13 protein-coding genes are annotated in these 13,821 nt (G+C 63.0%); 6 read left to right on the forward strand and 7 right to left on the reverse strand.

Annotated features, from left to right (window positions below; genetic code table 11):
- Positions 1-130 precede the first annotated feature (130 nt).
- The 3 genes from HX805_RS10690 to HX805_RS10700 all read left to right on the forward strand — a co-directional run bounded on the left by HX805_RS10690 (position 131) and on the right by HX805_RS10700 (position 3,034).
- Positions 131-1,582, forward strand: coding sequence for a mannose-1-phosphate guanylyltransferase/mannose-6-phosphate isomerase (locus HX805_RS10690; RefSeq protein ID WP_177080107.1), 1,452 nt, complete (start codon positions 131-133; stop codon positions 1,580-1,582).
- Between the two features lie 154 nt (positions 1,583-1,736).
- On the forward strand, positions 1,737-2,201 hold the full coding sequence (locus HX805_RS10695) for a hypothetical protein (RefSeq protein ID WP_003216273.1): 465 nt from the start codon (positions 1,737-1,739) through the stop codon (positions 2,199-2,201).
- 20 nt (positions 2,202-2,221) lie between these two features.
- Complete coding sequence (locus HX805_RS10700) at positions 2,222-3,034, forward strand: SDR family oxidoreductase (RefSeq protein WP_177040274.1); 813 nt, start codon at positions 2,222-2,224, stop codon at positions 3,032-3,034.
- 161 nt (positions 3,035-3,195) lie between these two features.
- On the opposite strand, the gene HX805_RS10705 is transcribed toward HX805_RS10700, so the two are convergent.
- On the reverse strand, positions 3,196-4,059 hold the full coding sequence (locus HX805_RS10705) for a LysR family transcriptional regulator (protein WP_003216270.1): 864 nt from the start codon (positions 4,057-4,059) through the stop codon (positions 3,196-3,198).
- A gap of 111 nt (positions 4,060-4,170) precedes the next feature.
- Between HX805_RS10705 and HX805_RS10710 the strand changes: the two genes are divergently transcribed.
- Both HX805_RS10710 and HX805_RS10715 read left to right on the forward strand, forming a co-directional pair.
- Positions 4,171-5,361 carry an MFS transporter gene (locus tag HX805_RS10710; protein WP_177080106.1) on the forward strand — a complete coding sequence of 397 codons (1,191 nt, stop codon included), beginning with the start codon at positions 4,171-4,173 and terminating at the stop codon, positions 5,359-5,361.
- Complete coding sequence (locus HX805_RS10715) at positions 5,358-5,756, forward strand: DUF4440 domain-containing protein (protein ID WP_102606053.1); 399 nt, start codon at positions 5,358-5,360, stop codon at positions 5,754-5,756. The genes HX805_RS10710 and HX805_RS10715 overlap by 4 nt, the downstream gene beginning before the upstream one ends.
- Before the next feature lie 102 nt (positions 5,757-5,858).
- On the opposite strand, the gene HX805_RS10720 is transcribed toward HX805_RS10715, so the two are convergent.
- The 4 genes from HX805_RS10720 to HX805_RS10735 are packed head-to-tail and all read right to left on the reverse strand — an operon-like array spanning position 5,859 to position 10,625.
- A complete protein-coding gene (locus tag HX805_RS10720; RefSeq protein ID WP_177049047.1) occupies positions 5,859-6,719 on the reverse strand; it encodes an HlyD family secretion protein in 861 nt (286 codons plus the stop codon).
- Positions 6,720-6,729: 10 nt separating this feature from the next.
- Complete coding sequence (locus HX805_RS10725) at positions 6,730-6,930, reverse strand: DUF1656 domain-containing protein (RefSeq protein ID WP_003216262.1); 201 nt, start codon at positions 6,928-6,930, stop codon at positions 6,730-6,732.
- The gene (locus HX805_RS10730) at positions 6,920-9,103 is read right to left on the reverse strand and encodes an FUSC family protein (RefSeq protein ID WP_177080105.1); all 2,184 of its coding nucleotides are present in this window, start codon (positions 9,101-9,103) and stop codon (positions 6,920-6,922) included. The genes HX805_RS10725 and HX805_RS10730 overlap by 11 nt, the downstream gene beginning before the upstream one ends.
- Before the next feature lie 10 nt (positions 9,104-9,113).
- Positions 9,114-10,625 carry an efflux transporter outer membrane subunit gene (locus HX805_RS10735; RefSeq protein WP_177116863.1) on the reverse strand — a complete coding sequence of 504 codons (1,512 nt, stop codon included), beginning with the start codon at positions 10,623-10,625 and terminating at the stop codon, positions 9,114-9,116.
- Between the two features lie 182 nt (positions 10,626-10,807).
- Here HX805_RS10735 and HX805_RS10740 point away from each other — a divergent pair, with 182 nt between their 5' ends.
- Positions 10,808-11,776 (forward strand): LysR family transcriptional regulator, encoded by a 969-nt coding sequence (locus HX805_RS10740; RefSeq protein ID WP_003216257.1) that lies wholly within the window; start codon positions 10,808-10,810, stop codon positions 11,774-11,776.
- A 12-nt stretch (positions 11,777-11,788) separates the two neighbouring features.
- Here HX805_RS10740 and HX805_RS10745 read toward each other — a convergent pair whose 3' ends face one another.
- Both HX805_RS10745 and HX805_RS10750 read right to left on the reverse strand, forming a co-directional pair.
- Positions 11,789-13,153 carry a heavy metal sensor histidine kinase gene (locus HX805_RS10745; protein ID WP_003216256.1) on the reverse strand — a complete coding sequence of 455 codons (1,365 nt, stop codon included), beginning with the start codon at positions 13,151-13,153 and terminating at the stop codon, positions 11,789-11,791.
- The gene (locus tag HX805_RS10750; RefSeq protein ID WP_003216255.1) at positions 13,143-13,820 is read right to left on the reverse strand and encodes a heavy metal response regulator transcription factor; all 678 of its coding nucleotides are present in this window, start codon (positions 13,818-13,820) and stop codon (positions 13,143-13,145) included. Before HX805_RS10750 ends, HX805_RS10745 begins: the two co-directional genes overlap by 11 nt.
- Between the last annotated feature and the right edge of the window lies 1 nt (position 13,821).

A 13,821-nucleotide genomic window follows, 5' to 3' on the forward strand; every position in this document is an offset into this window, starting at 1 on the left:
CTGCCCCCTGTGGGAGCTGGCTTGCCTGCGATACGGACAACTCGGTGTATCAGGTACACCGAGGTGATGCCATCGCGGGCAAGCCCGGCTCCCACAGGCTCTAACCAAATTTGATTCAAGGAGAAACACCATGATCCCAGTAATCCTTTCCGGTGGTAGCGGCTCACGGCTTTGGCCGCTTTCGCGTAAACAGTTTCCCAAGCAGTTCCTGGCCCTGACCGGCGAGCACACCTTGTTCCAGCAAACCCTGGAGCGCCTGGTGTTCGACGGCATGGACGCGCCCATCGTGGTGTGCAACAAGGACCACCGCTTTATCGTCAACGAGCAACTGGCTGCCCGCAAACTGGAAACCCAGCGCATCCTGATGGAGCCGTTCGGCCGCAATACCGCGCCGGCCGTGGCCCTGACGGCGATGATGCTGGTCAACGAAGGCCGCGACGAACTGATGCTGGTGCTGCCCGCCGACCACGTGCTGGATGACCAGAAAGCCCTGCAACGCGCCCTGGCCCTGGCCACTGTGGCGGCTGAGCGTGGCGAAATGGTGCTGTTCGGTGTGCCGGCCACCCGTCCGGAGACCGGCTACGGCTATATCAAGTCGACCAACGATTCGCTGCTGCCCGAAGGCGTCAGCCGCGTGCAACAGTTCGTGGAAAAACCCGATGAAAAATGCGCCGCCGAATTCGTCAAGAGCGGTGGTTATTTCTGGAACAGCGGCATGTTCCTGTTCCGCGCCAGCCGCTTCCTCGAAGAGCTGAAAAAACACGACCCGGACATCTACGACACCTGCCTGCTGACCCTGGAACGCAGCAACCAAACCGCAGACACCATCGACATCGACGAATCCACCTTCGCCTGCTGCCCGGACAACTCCATCGACTACGCCGTGATGGAAAAAACCCAACTGGCCTGCGTGGTGCCATTGACTGCCGGCTGGAGCGACGTGGGTTGCTGGGCATCGCTGTGGGACGTGAATGAAAAAGACGCCAACGGTAACGTCAGCAAGGGCGACGTGGTGATCCAGGACAGCAAGAACTGCATGATCCACGGCAACGGCAAGCTGGTGTCGGTGATTGGCCTGGAAAACATCGTGGTGGTGGAAACCAAGGACGCGATGATGATTGCCCACAAGGACAAGGTCCAGGGCGTCAAGCAGATGGTCAACACCCTCAACGAGCAGGGCCGCAGCGAAACCCAGAACCACTGCGAGGTGTACCGTCCATGGGGCTCGTACGACTCGGTGGATATGGGCGGGCGCTTCCAGGTCAAGCACATCTCGGTGAAACCGGGCGCGTGCCTGTCGTTGCAGATGCACCACCACCGCGCCGAACACTGGATCGTGGTCAGCGGCACCGCCGAAGTCACCTGTGACGAGAACGTGTTCCTGCTCACCGAAAACCAGTCCACCTACATCCCGATTGCCTCGGTGCACCGTTTGCGTAACCCGGGCAAGATTCCATTGGAGATTATCGAGGTGCAGTCCGGCAGCTACCTGGGTGAAGACGATATCGAACGCTTTGAAGATATCTACGGTCGATCCACGCCAATCGAGCGTGGCGTGTCGGTAAAAACCATCGCGCAGTAAACAGAGCAGCACAACAAGCCCCCGCCCCACCGACTGCGTCCCCTATCCGCAGCCGGTGGGCCGGGGGCTTTTTCTTTGGGGCCGGGGAACCCGAAGATGGTCAACTCCACCTACGCTTGGTTAGGATGCCCGTTCCGTTTTCGAGGTTGTTGCCATGTTCTTTGGTGTCTTGCTGATTATCACCTGGCTGATCCTCTTGCTGCGCTACCCCGCCAGGGCGTTGCCGGTTTCCCTCGCGGCCGCCGTCGGCCTGGGCCTGGTGGCGGTATGGGTGGTGTGGCTGGACAACCGCGAGGCCCAGCAATTGGCACGCCTGGAACTGCGTACCGTCTACGCGCCGAAAGAATGCCCCGCAGACCGCCCGCTCAAGCTCACCTTGAACAACGGCAACAACGTACCGCTGACCGAACTGCGTTGGCGCATCGCCGCGTATGCGCCGGGCGATACGGTCAACCTGGCAGACAACGTGTACGCTGCCCCGCGCTATCGCGGCCCCGGCGAACTGCAGGCCGGCGCCACCTGGGAAGACTGCCTGCCAGTGCCGCCGCTGCGCCCCGGCTACCGCCCGCAAACCCTGGAATTTCGTGCCGAGCATTTGCAAGGCAGCTTCTCTGACTGATAACGACAAAGGACTGATCCATGCCCAACGTACTGATCACCGGGTGCTCCAGTGGCATTGGCCGTGCCCTGGCGGACGCCTTCAAGCAAGCCGGCTTTGACGTGTGGGCCAGCGCCCGGCGCAGCGAGGATGTGGCGGCACTCGCCAGCGCCGGCTTTAACGCGGTGCAACTGGACGTCAACGACAGCGCTGCACTGGCGCAGTTGGCCGGGCAGGTCGGCGAGCTGGATGTGCTGATCAACAACGCCGGCTATGGCGCCATGGGTCCGTTGCTCGACGGCGGCACCCAGGCGATGCAGCAGCAATTCGAGACCAACGTATTCTCAGTGGTGGGCGTGACTCAGGCGCTGTTCCCGGCCCTGCGTCGCCGTAAAGGGTTGGTGGTGAATATCGGCAGCGTGTCCGGCGTGTTGGTCACACCGTTCGCCGGTGCGTATTGCGCCTCGAAAGCCGCAGTGCATGCCTTGAGTGATGCGTTGCGCATGGAGCTCGCACCGTTCGGCGTGCGGGTGATGGAAGTGCAGCCAGGCGCCATCGATACAAGTTTTGCAAAAAACGCCGGCACCCAGGCCGAACTGTTGATCAATGAAAAGTCGCCCTGGTGGCCACTGCGCGAAAGCATCCGCGCCCGGGCCAAGGCCTCCCAGGATCGGCCTACGCCCGCTCGCGATTTTGCCGTGGACGTGCTCAAGGCCGTGCAACAGGGCACGCCGCCGCGCCTGTTGCGCTCGGGTAATGGTTGCCGGGCACTGCCATTGATGGCGGCGTTGCTGCCCAAGGGCTTGCTGGAGACTGTCTTGAAAAAACGCTTTGGCCTGAGCGGCCAGCTCTAAGAGTCCCCGCCTCCCCGTGGCGAGGGAGCTTGCTCCCGCTGGGCTGCGCAGCAGCCCCAAAACCACCCATCCAAGTTTCCTGAAAGAATGCGCTGACCTTTTCAGGGGTGCTTCGCCCCCCAGCGGGAGCAAGCTCCCTCGCCACACGGTTTCTCGGCTGATCAGCCTTTCATGAAATCAATGAAGGCCCGCACTTTCAGGGGCAAATGCCGGGTATCCGGGTACAACGCGTACACCCCCTGCGGCGCAAATCGATACCCCGGCAGCAACCGCACCAAACGCCCCGCATCCAGGTCTTCCTGCACCAGCCACTGGGGCAGGATCGCCACGCCATGCCCGCGCACGGCAAACGCCTGGAGAATGGCGGCACTGTCGGCAACCAGTGAAGCCTTGCCGGGGCCTGGACGGTACAGGTGCTCATGGCCGGCCGGGTCGAGCACCGTCAACTCCGTCAGCCGCCCGTGCCCCAGCTTGGGCAGTTGCTCCAGTTCTTCCAGCGTGGCGACCCCGGCAAACCCCGGTGCAGCCACGGCGAGGATTTCGTAGCTCGACAGCTGCACCGCCCGATGATTGGAGTCGAGCATCCGCCCCAATCGAATAGCCACATCGAAGCGCTCGGAGATCAGGTCAGCGTGGCTGGAGGAGGTGGATAACTGGATGTTCAATTCCGGGTGCAGGCCGCGAAAGGTTTCCACTGCCGGCACCACCACCGCCAATCCGTATTCGACGGTGGTGGTGATCCGCAATGTGCCCTTGAGCTGGCTGTGCTCCGAACGGGCTTCTTCCACCGCCAGGCGCGCTTCTTCCAGCATGCGCGTGCAGCGCAGGTAAAAGCGTTCGCCCGCATCGGTCAGTGCCAGTTGCCGAGTACTGCGGGTCAGCAGGGTCACGCCCAGCTCGGCTTCCAGGCGCTTGAGGTTGAAGCTCACCACTGCTCGCGTCTGCCCGAGGACATCCGCGGCTGCCGTCAACGAACCGGCCTCGACCACGGCCTTGAAGGTGTCGAAACGATCCAGACTGACCATTGGTCACGCGCTCCTTTGTCAAAATATTTTTGACAAACTAACAGTCAAACCGCTGTTTCCCAAGTGCCCGCACCCGCCTACCCTGCCGCCATCCACAGCAGGAACTGCGCAATGACCTACCGCTCGAAAGTCACCTGGATCTTTCTACTGGGCTTCGCCCTCGACCTGGTGAACATGTTTGTCGCCACCATCGCTTACCCGGACATCGCCCGCGAGTTGCACGCCTCGGTCACGCAACTGGCATGGATCGGCAACGCCTACATGCTCGGCCTGACCGTCGTCATTCCCCTGAGTGTTTGGCTGGCGGCGCTGCTGGGTGAACGCCGGTTGATTGCCGTCAGCCTGTTGCTGTTCGGCGTAGCCTCGGTGCTGGTGGGCCAGGCCGCCTCGATTGAAGCGCTGATCGGCTGGCGCCTGTTGCAGGGCTTGGGTGGCGGCTTGTTGATTCCGGTGGGGCAAGCCTTGGCCTATCGGCATTTTCCGCCGGCAGAACGCAGCCAACTGACAGCCAGGGTCATGCTGGTGGCGCTGCTGATTCCGGCGTTGTCGCCAGCATTGGGTGGCCTGGTGGTGGACAGCGTGTCGTGGCGCTGGATCTTTTTCGCCAACCTGCCGCTGGCGCTGATCACCGTGATGCTGACCTTGCGCTGGCTGGTGGCAGACACGCCCGCGTCCACACGCCCGGCGCTGGAGCTCGGTCACGTATTGGGCCAGGCTCGCCGCCCGATGCTGCGGGTCGCGATGCTGGTTTACCTGTTCATCCCGGGCGTGTTTATCGGCACCAGCCTGGTGGCGATTCTTTATCTGCACGGCCTAGGCTTTACCGCCAGCCACATCGGCGCGCTGATGCTGCCGTGGGCGCTGGCCTCGGGGCTGGCGATTGCCTTGAGCAAAAAACTGTTCAATCGCTGCGGGCCGAGGCCGCTGCTGCTGGCGGGCATGCTGCTGCAAGCCCTCGGCATCCTGTTGCTGATCGAGCCGCACCCGGTTGTCGTGGTGCTCGCCTACCTCCTGATGGGCATGGGCGGCAGCCTGTGCAGCAGCACCGCGCAAACCCTCGCCTTTCTCGACATTCCGGCCGAGCGCATGGGGCATGCCAGCGCCTTGTGGAACATCAATCGGCAATTGAGTTTTTGCCTCGGTGCCGCCGTGCTCAGTGGGGTGCTGGCTGCGCTGGACTCGTTCACCGTCACCTTCGCGATTGCCGCAGCCTTGACCCTGTTTCCGTTATTTGCCGTACTGTGCCTGGATGCGTCCAAGGTACGGACACTGCTTCACCCTGCCAGCGAGCCCACACGATGATTGACTACCGCGATTTTTTTGATGAAGTGATCCAGGCCCATGTCGAGATCGAACAATGGTTTGCCGGCACAGCCCCCGAGGGAACACTGGAGGTTTTGCTGAAGCGTTTTTCGCCGGACTTTTCCATGATCACCCCGGCGGGCAAACAACTGGATTTTGCACTGCTCAACCAGCTGTTCAGCCAGGCTGGCGGCAAGCGGCCCGGGTTCAGGATCAGCCTCAGCGAGTTTGCCGGGATTGACCGACACGCCCGTGGCGCGACGGTAAGTTATCGCGAACAGCAGGTGGATGGCAGCGGTGCCCAAACCGATCGGCGATCGACCGTGGTGTTTGAAAAACAGGCCAGTGGCGCCCTGCTGTGGCGCCATTTGCACGAGACGTTTCTACAGGCCTGACACGGTCAAAATGTGGGAGCGGGCTTGCTCGCGAATGCGGTGGATCAGTCGATATTTTCGTTGACTGACACACTGCCTTCGCGAGCAAGCCCGCTCCCACATTCAGTTTTGTGTTTGATTGACGATCACGGTGCAGGTGATCCCCGCCGCCAACAGCACACCTTCCGGCACTTCATCGATATGAATCCGCACCGGCACCCGCTGGGCCAGGCGCACCCAGTTGAACGTCGGGTTCACATCGGCGATCAACTCGCGGCTCTCCGGGTTGTCCCGGTCGTAGATGCCGCGCGAAATGCTTTCCACGTGCCCCTTGAGGGTTTCGCCGCTCATCAACTGCATGTCGGCCTTGTCCCCGACTTTGACGTGGGGCAGCTTGGTTTCTTCGAAGAAGCCGTACACCCAGAACGAGTTCATATCCACCACCGCCATCTTCGCCTCGCCAATACGCGCGTAGTCGCCACGGTGCACGTTGAGGTTGGTGACGTAGCCGTCGACCGCCGCCACCACCTGGGTGCGCTTGAGGTTCAGTTGCGCCGCTTCAAGCTGGGCCAGGGCATGTTGGTAGTCGGCAAGGGCCGAGTCGGCGATGTTACTGGCGTCGTCGCGGTTTTCCTTGGAGATCACCAGGGCGTCGAGGTCGGCGCGGCGGTGGGCGTTGACCCTGCGCATCTCCCAGGTGGCCTTGCGGGACGCCACCAGGGATTGCGCCTGCTTGACCGCAATCTGGTAATGCTCGGGGTCGATCTGCATCAGCAGGTCGCCCTTTTTCACCAACTGGTTGTCACGCACCGGAACGTTGACCACTTCGCCGGTGACGTCGGCGGCGACGTTGATGATGTCGGCGCGCACCCGGCCATCGCGGGTCCAGGGAGTTTCCATGTAGTGCACCCACAACGTGCGGCCAATCCAGATCGCCAGGGCCAGTACCAGCAAGGTCGCGAGCAGGCTGAAAAACTTTTTCATCGGGGCATTCTCAACGGTAGACGGTCAGCGCCAGGGCGCCGAACAAGCAAGCGAACAGGCTCAGGCGCAGCAGCGCCGGGTGCCAGAAAAAACGGTATAGGTCAAAGCCGGCCAGAAACCGGTCGAGGGCCCAGGCCAGGCCCGCCGCGATCAGAAACATCAGGGTCATGGTGGGCATGTAGACGCCGTGGAAGGCGATTTCACGAGGCATGGGCGGGTCCTTCTTGCTTGAGGGCAGCCAGGGGTGATTGCGGGTCCAGCAATGAGGTGCGGATAAAGTGCAGGTAGCTTTTTACCCGGCGCAGGGCCGAGGTGTCGAAGTGCGGGGCGAAGGGTTCGTCGGTGGCCTGCACGCGGCTGATGGCGTGGTCCACGGCGATCAGGCTGCGCTCCAGGTTGCTGGCGCTGGGTTGCAGGAACAGCCGCACCAACGAGCGGCCCATCACCCGGATCGCCTGGCGCCACGGCTGGGATTCGGCATACGCCGGGTGCACCGGCAGGATCGCCTGTTCCTTGCGCAACTCGATGATCGCGTGACCGACTTCCAGCACCACGAACATCCAGCGCAGCAGGTTGCGTTGCACCTGGGGTTGCCCGGCGGCAAAGCCGTAGGCCTGGTGCAGCAGGTCGCGGGTGCGGCTTTCGAAACCCGACGCCAGGCCCTTGAGTTTGCCGCTGATGGCGAACACCACTTGCTCGCGCAAGTCCTGCTCCAGCCGACGCCACAACCAGCGGCTGTTGGGCGGCAGGATGATCGCGCCCGCCGCCGCACACACCAGCATGCCGATGACCATGGCGATGTAGTCGTTGATGAAGGTATAGGGGTTGTAGATCGTGAGGTTGTCCGGCACCGAGCCGGTACTGAAGAAGATCAGCAACCCGACGCCGACTCCCGCGTACTGCGGGCGCGAAGCCAGGAACGAACCGAAGATGATCACCGGCGCGAGCATCACGCACAGCAACGGGAAACCGTCGATCCAGGGGAACACGAAGAACATTTCGACAAAGCCCACCAGCGCCCCGATCAAGGTGCCGCAAGCCATTTGAAAGGCCATGCGCTTGGGGTTGGGGGTGGCGGCCGACAAACCCACCGTCGCCGCGGCGATCAGGGTCATGGTGGCGCCACTGGGCCAGGCCGTGGCCACCCAGTAACTGCCGAGCACGATCAGGATAAACGAGGCGCGAATCCCCGAGGCGGCGCAGGCCAGCCAGTTGGTTTTTGGGGTGTAGGGTTCGTCCCAGTGTTCGCGCTCGTGGCTGTGATCCGCCAGGGAGGCGTGGGTCTGGGCGTAGTTGTGCAAGTCGTCGACGAAGCGGTACAGCAGCTCATAGGCGGTGTGAAAGTCCAACAGTTCGGCGTCGCTGGGGGCGCTTTCCTGGAAGCGGGTGCGCAGGCTGCGCACCTTGGCGGGCAGGCCTTCCTTGTAGGCGTTCAACTGATTGGCCAGGCGCGCCGCATCGGGGCTGGTGAGCGCACGGCCGGAAAAACCGTCGAGCAGTTCCGCCAGGTCTTGCAGGCCCGGCTTGATGGCAGCCACCACGTGATCGGCCTCCTGGCTGCGCAGGCGCTCGAGCAATTGGTGCAAGGCGTTGAAGCGCGTGGTGATGCCCATGAACTCGCTGTTCAAGCGCGTCAGCCGGCCATTGCGCCGACGCATGTGCGGGTCTTCGAACACGGTGATGCTGCGCAGCCCTTCCAGGCCCACGGCTTCGGCGATAAAGCGCACGTTGCTGCGTTCAAAGCCTTCGCGCTCGCTGCGACCGCGCAGGCCATCGGTGACGAACAGCGCGAACACACCGAAGCGCTGGTACAGGGCGTTGCGCATCGCAGCGCTGGAGGTTTGCGGCAGGATCGCGGCGCTGACCAGCGTGGAGCAGACGATCCCCAACGAGATTTCCAGGACTCGCCACACCGCCGCCATAAACGCGCCGTCGGGATGGGCCAGGGCCGGCAAGCCGACCATCGCCGCGGTGTAGCCGGCCAGCACAAAACCGTAGGCGCGAAAGTTGCGATTGCGGGTCGCGCCAGCAGTGCAGATGCCGACCCAGATCGCCAGCGAACCGAGGAACAGTTCAGTGTTCTGCGCAAACAACGCGATCAGGAACACCATCACCGCCGAGCCCGCCAGGGTGCCCAGGAAGCGGTAGAAACTCTTGGCGAACACCTGGCCGCTTTGCGGCTGCATCACGATAAACACCGTGATCATCGCGGTACGCGGTTGCGGCAATTCCAGGCGCATGGCCAGCCACAGCGTCAGGAAGGCCGCGATCAGCACCTTGAAAATATAGACCCAGGTCACGCCATCACTGCGTGCCCAATCGAAGAAACCACGGCGCCACTCAAGCGAGTGCAACCAGCGCAGCGGTGCAGGCAAGGGAGTCATCGCATCCTACTCAGTGATCAAACACGGCGAGGGCCGCCGGGGTCTTGCTCGGTAAGGTCTGGCTGTCCTGAGGCACGTCGCTGCCGGCACCGAGGCCACCGCCCAACGCGGTCACCAGTTCGGCGTGGGCACTCAGGCGTGCAGCCTGGACCTGCTGCTGCACCTGCTGCTGGCGGAACAACAGGCTCTGGGCATTCAGCACGTTGAGGTAGTCGGTGAGGCCGCGCTGGTAGGCGATCATCGCGATGTCATAGGTTTTCTGCGCCGAGGCCACGGATTCGGCGGCAAAGTCCTGCTGCTTGTCCATCGACTCACGGCGGATCAACTGGTCGCTGATGCCCTTGAGCGCGTTGACCAGGGTCTGGTTGTAGTGCGCGACGGCGATGTCGTAGCCGGCGCTGGCCTCCCCCAACTGCGAGCGCAGGCGGCCGCCGTCGAAGATCGGCAGGCTGATGGCCGGGCCGGCGGTGTAGTTGAGCTTTTTACCCGTGAGGAAACTCAGCATCCCGCCGCCGGTGGCAACGTAGCCGAGGCTGCCCACCAGGTCGACGTTGGGGTAGAAACCGGCGTGGGCCACATCAATGCCACGGGCCTGGGCCGCCACTTGCCAGCGGCTGGCGACCACGTCCGGGCGCTGGCCGAGCAGTTCGGCCGGCAAGCTCGACGGCAGTTTCAGCGGCGCGGCCAGGGACAAGGTGGGCCGCTGCAACTGCGCGCCCTCCCCCGGCCCTTTGCCCGCCAGCGCGGCCAACTGGTTGCGACTCAGGGCGATCTGTTCATCCAGGGCGTCCAGCTGGCGATGGGTTTCCGGCAGCGGCGTCTCGGCCTGGCTGACTTCGAAGTGGGTGCCGATCCCGCCATTCAAACGCTTTTGCGCAAGGTCGAGAATCTGTTGTTGCTGGGCCAGGGTGGCGGCCACGATATCGCGCTGGGCGAAGTGCAACGACAGCTGGATATAGGCGCGCACCACGTTGTTCTGCAATTCGAGCTGCGCCTGGCGCGCTTCGGCGGCGCTCATGTGGGCCATGTCCACGGCGCGCTCGGTGGCATTGCTTTCGCGGCCCCAGAGGTCGAGGGCATAGCTCAGCCCCAGGGACGCGTTGTTGTCCCAGGTGGTGGAATTGTCCAGCGCTCCCGGGCCGTAGAATTGGTCGCTGGGCCAGTTATGGCGCTTGAGCGTGGCATCACCATTGATCTGCAACGACTCGGCCGACTCGGCGATCCCGGCCATGGCCCGGGCTTCACGCACACGTGCAGCGGCCATGGCCATGCTCGGGCTGCCTTGCACGGCGAGGTCGATCCAGTGGTTGAGTTGCGGGTCGCCGTAGGCTTGCCACCATTGCGCGGTGGGCCAGTGGGCGTCCTGGGCGGCGCTTTTGATCGCCTCGTCGGTGGCCAATGAATTGGCGACGAGTGACTGGCCTTGAGGGGCAATTCCTCCGGTTCCGATGCAGCCGCTGATTGCTAACGATAAGGCCCAAACACTGAGAGTCTTCAGCTCTCTGCTGATGCGACGCGGCACTGCTGCGAATTCCTGAGAGGGTGTTGCGGGGAAGGTGGCGCAATTCTAAGGGGCGGGCCGGATGGCGATAAGGTGGGATTCTTGTGAATCTTTGTTACCGTTCAGGCGATAATCCGTTCGTAGGGATCACTGGATCCTGCAACTTCGTGTCACAATTTGCCATCTCCCCTGAGAGCACCTTAATGGACACCTTGCAAAACATGCGCGCCTTCAGTTGTGTGGCCGAAGCCGGCAGCTTCACCGCCGCCGCCGTGCAACTGGATACCACCACGGCCAACGTCTCGCGCGCGGTCTCCAACCTTGAGGCCCATCTGCAAACCCGTTTGCTCAACCGCACCACCCGCCGCATCGCCCTGACCGAGGCCGGCAAGCGCTATTTGCTGCGTTGCGAGCAGATCCTGGCGTATGTCGAGGAAGCGGAAGCCGAAGCCAGCGACGCCCACGCCCGCCCGGCCGGGCAGTTGAAAGTGCACACCATGACCGGCATCGGCCAGCACTTCGTGATCGATGCGATTGCCCGCTACCGCCGCACCCACCCGGACGTGACCTTTGACCTGACCATGGCCAACCGCGTGCCGGACCTGCTGGATGAGGGTTACGACGTGTCCATCGTGCTCGCCAGCGAGTTGCCGGATTCGGGGTTTGTCTCGCAGCGCCTGGGGATAACTTACAGCATCGCCTGTGCCTCGCCGGCCTACGTCAAGGCCAACGGCTGCGCGCAACGGCCCAGCGACCTGCTCAACCACGCGTGCCTGCGCCTGGTCAGCCCGGTGATTCAGCTGGATAAATGGTCGTTCAATGGCCCTGAAGGCCAGGAAAGTGTGGCGATCAACAGCTCACCGTTCCTGGTGAACTCGGCGGATGCGATGAAGACCGCGATCACCAGCGGCATGGGCGTTGGCCTGTTGCCGGTGTATGCGGCGATTGAAGGGCTGCGCAACGGCACCCTGGTGCGGGTGATGCCCAACTACCGCTCCCAGGAGCTCAACCTGTACGCAATCTACCCGTCGCGCCAATACCTGGATGCGAAGATCAAGACGTGGGTGGAATACCTGCGCAGCTCCCTGCCGGAAATCATGGCCGCGCATCAGGCGGAACTGGCGGCCTATGAGCTAAGTGGCAGTTTGGGCGGGGTACGACTGAGTAACTGAGGGGGGCAGCCGCTACACCGGCAGCGTAATGCCAAAGGTGTTGCCGCCGCCCTCGCTGCGCACAAACACATCTCCGCCGTGCATCAACGCGATCGCCTTGACGATCGCCAGTCCCAACCCGTGATTCGCCCCGCTATTGCTGCGGGACGCGTCCACCCGATAGAACCGCTCGAACAACCGGGGCAGATGCTCGCTGGCAATCTCATCGCCCGGGTTGGTCACCCCGATCGCCACGTGGTCCTCCAGCACTTCGATCTTCACCTCGATCACCTGGCCAGGCGCCGTATGCTGCACCGCATTGCTCAACAGGTTGATCAACGCCCGGCGCAAGTGCGCCTTCTCGATCTGCACCTGGGCATCGCCGGTCACACGCACCTGCACCTGGGCGTCCTCGAGGATAAAGTCCAGGTAGTCCAGGGTGGTCGCCACTTCATCCGCCAGCGAACTGGTGATCAGCTTGGTGGCCTTGCTGCCCTGGTCTGCACTGGCCAGGAACAGCATGTCATTGATGATCGAGCGCAGCCGTTCCAGCTCTTCGAGGTTCGATTGCAGCACCTCGAAATAATGCTCGGCCGAACGCCCACGGGTCAGCGCCACCTGGGTCTGGCCGATCAGGTTGGTCAGCGGCGAGCGCAGCTCATGGGCCACATCGGCGTTGAATGACTCCAGGCGCGAATAGGCCTGTTCCACCCGGTCGAGGGTCGAGTTGAAGGAGTTGACGAACTGCTTCAGCTCCGGCGGCAATGGCGACAATTGCAGGCGCCCGGAGAGTTTCGGCGGTGCAAGTTTCTGCGCCTCGTCCGACAGCTTGATCAGCGGCTTGAGACCGATGCGCGCCACCCAGAACCCCAGCAGCGAGGCCAGCAGCACGCCGACAAACGCCAGGCCGATCAGCGCCACCAGCAGTTGATGCTGGGTGGCGCGGAAGTTCTCGGTGTCGACCGCGATCAGGAAACGCAGCGGCGGGCGCTGCTCCTTGGCTGGAAACTGGCTGACCAATACTTTGAACGGGTAGGCATGGCCCGGCAGGCGCAAGTCGCGCTTGCCGGTCGGGCCGGCGGCAAAGGCGCGAATCTGCGCGTCCGGGTTGCCGTATTCGTAGGTCGGGTCGCTGCTCACCACCCAGAAGCGAATGCGCTTGTCTTCCTCTCCCAACAACTTGAGCTTGGCGGTGATCTTCGCCCAATGGTCCGGCGTACCGAAGCGATTGACCGAAGACTCCAGCACGCTGTAGCGCGCATCCAGCTCGGCCCCGGGCAGCAGGCCCAGGCCTTTGTCCACCTGCTGGTACAGCGCGCCGCCGATCAACAGGAAGATCAGCAGCGCCACCAGGGTGAACATGCCGCTCAGGCGCAGGGCGATGGAGTTAGCCGACACTGCGGTTCTCCAGCACGTAACCCATGCCACGGATGGTGTGCAGCAGTTTCTGTTCGAACGGCCCGTCGAGCTTGGCCCGCAGGCGTTTGATCGCCACTTCCACCACATTGGCGTCGCTGTCGAAATTGATATCCCAGACCATTTCCGCAATCGAGGTCTTGGACAGGATTTCACCCTGGCGCCGGGCCAATACGCTGAGCAGCGAGAACTCCTTGGCGGTCAGGTCCAGGCGAACGCCGTTGCGACTGGCCTTGCGGCTGATCAGGTCGATCCACAGGTCGGCGATGGTCACCTGCACCGGCTCATGCCCGCCACTGCGACGGGTCAGGGCTTGCAGGCGCGCCACCAGTTCGAGGAACGAGAACGGCTTGCCGAGGTAATCATCCGCGCCTTCGCGCAGGCCGCGAATACGGTCTTCCACGCGCTCGCGGGCGGTGAGCATGATCACCGGCGTCTGCTTGCGCGCCCGCAGCGCGCGCAAAACACCAAAGCCATCCAGGCCGGGCAGCATCACGTCGAGCACGATGACCGCGTAATCGTTCTCCAGGGCCAGGTGCAACCCTTCGACGCCTTCACGGGCGACGTCGACGGTATAGCCTTGCTCCGTCAGGCCGCGGTGCAGGTAGTCGGCGGTTTTTTCTTCGTCTTCAATAATCAGTACACGCATG

The sequence above is a fragment of the Pseudomonas sp. G5001 genome, from assembly GCF_013385475.1.
In the GTDB taxonomy this organism is placed as follows: Bacteria; Pseudomonadota; Gammaproteobacteria; order Pseudomonadales; family Pseudomonadaceae; genus Aquipseudomonas.

Coding starts and splice junctions, on each gene's coding strand:
- HX805_RS10695 (WP_003216273.1), top strand. CDS start 1,737: ATGTTCTTTGGTGTCTTGCTGATTATCACCTGGCTGATCCTCTTGCTG.
- HX805_RS10730 (WP_177080105.1), bottom strand. CDS start 9,103: ATGACTCCCTTGCCTGCACCGCTGCGCTGGTTGCACTCGCTTGAGTGG.
- HX805_RS10750 (WP_003216255.1), bottom strand. CDS start 13,820: ATGCGTGTACTGATTATTGAAGACGAAGAAAAAACCGCCGACTACCTG.
- HX805_RS10715 (WP_102606053.1), top strand. CDS start 5,358: ATGATTGACTACCGCGATTTTTTTGATGAAGTGATCCAGGCCCATGTC.
- HX805_RS10720 (WP_177049047.1), bottom strand. CDS start 6,719: ATGAAAAAGTTTTTCAGCCTGCTCGCGACCTTGCTGGTACTGGCCCTG.
- HX805_RS10725 (WP_003216262.1), bottom strand. CDS start 6,930: ATGCCTCGTGAAATCGCCTTCCACGGCGTCTACATGCCCACCATGACC.
- HX805_RS10740 (WP_003216257.1), top strand. CDS start 10,808: ATGGACACCTTGCAAAACATGCGCGCCTTCAGTTGTGTGGCCGAAGCC.
- HX805_RS10700 (WP_177040274.1), top strand. CDS start 2,222: ATGCCCAACGTACTGATCACCGGGTGCTCCAGTGGCATTGGCCGTGCC.
- HX805_RS10710 (WP_177080106.1), top strand. CDS start 4,171: ATGACCTACCGCTCGAAAGTCACCTGGATCTTTCTACTGGGCTTCGCC.
- HX805_RS10705 (WP_003216270.1), bottom strand. CDS start 4,059: ATGGTCAGTCTGGATCGTTTCGACACCTTCAAGGCCGTGGTCGAGGCC.
- HX805_RS10690 (WP_177080107.1), top strand. CDS start 131: ATGATCCCAGTAATCCTTTCCGGTGGTAGCGGCTCACGGCTTTGGCCG.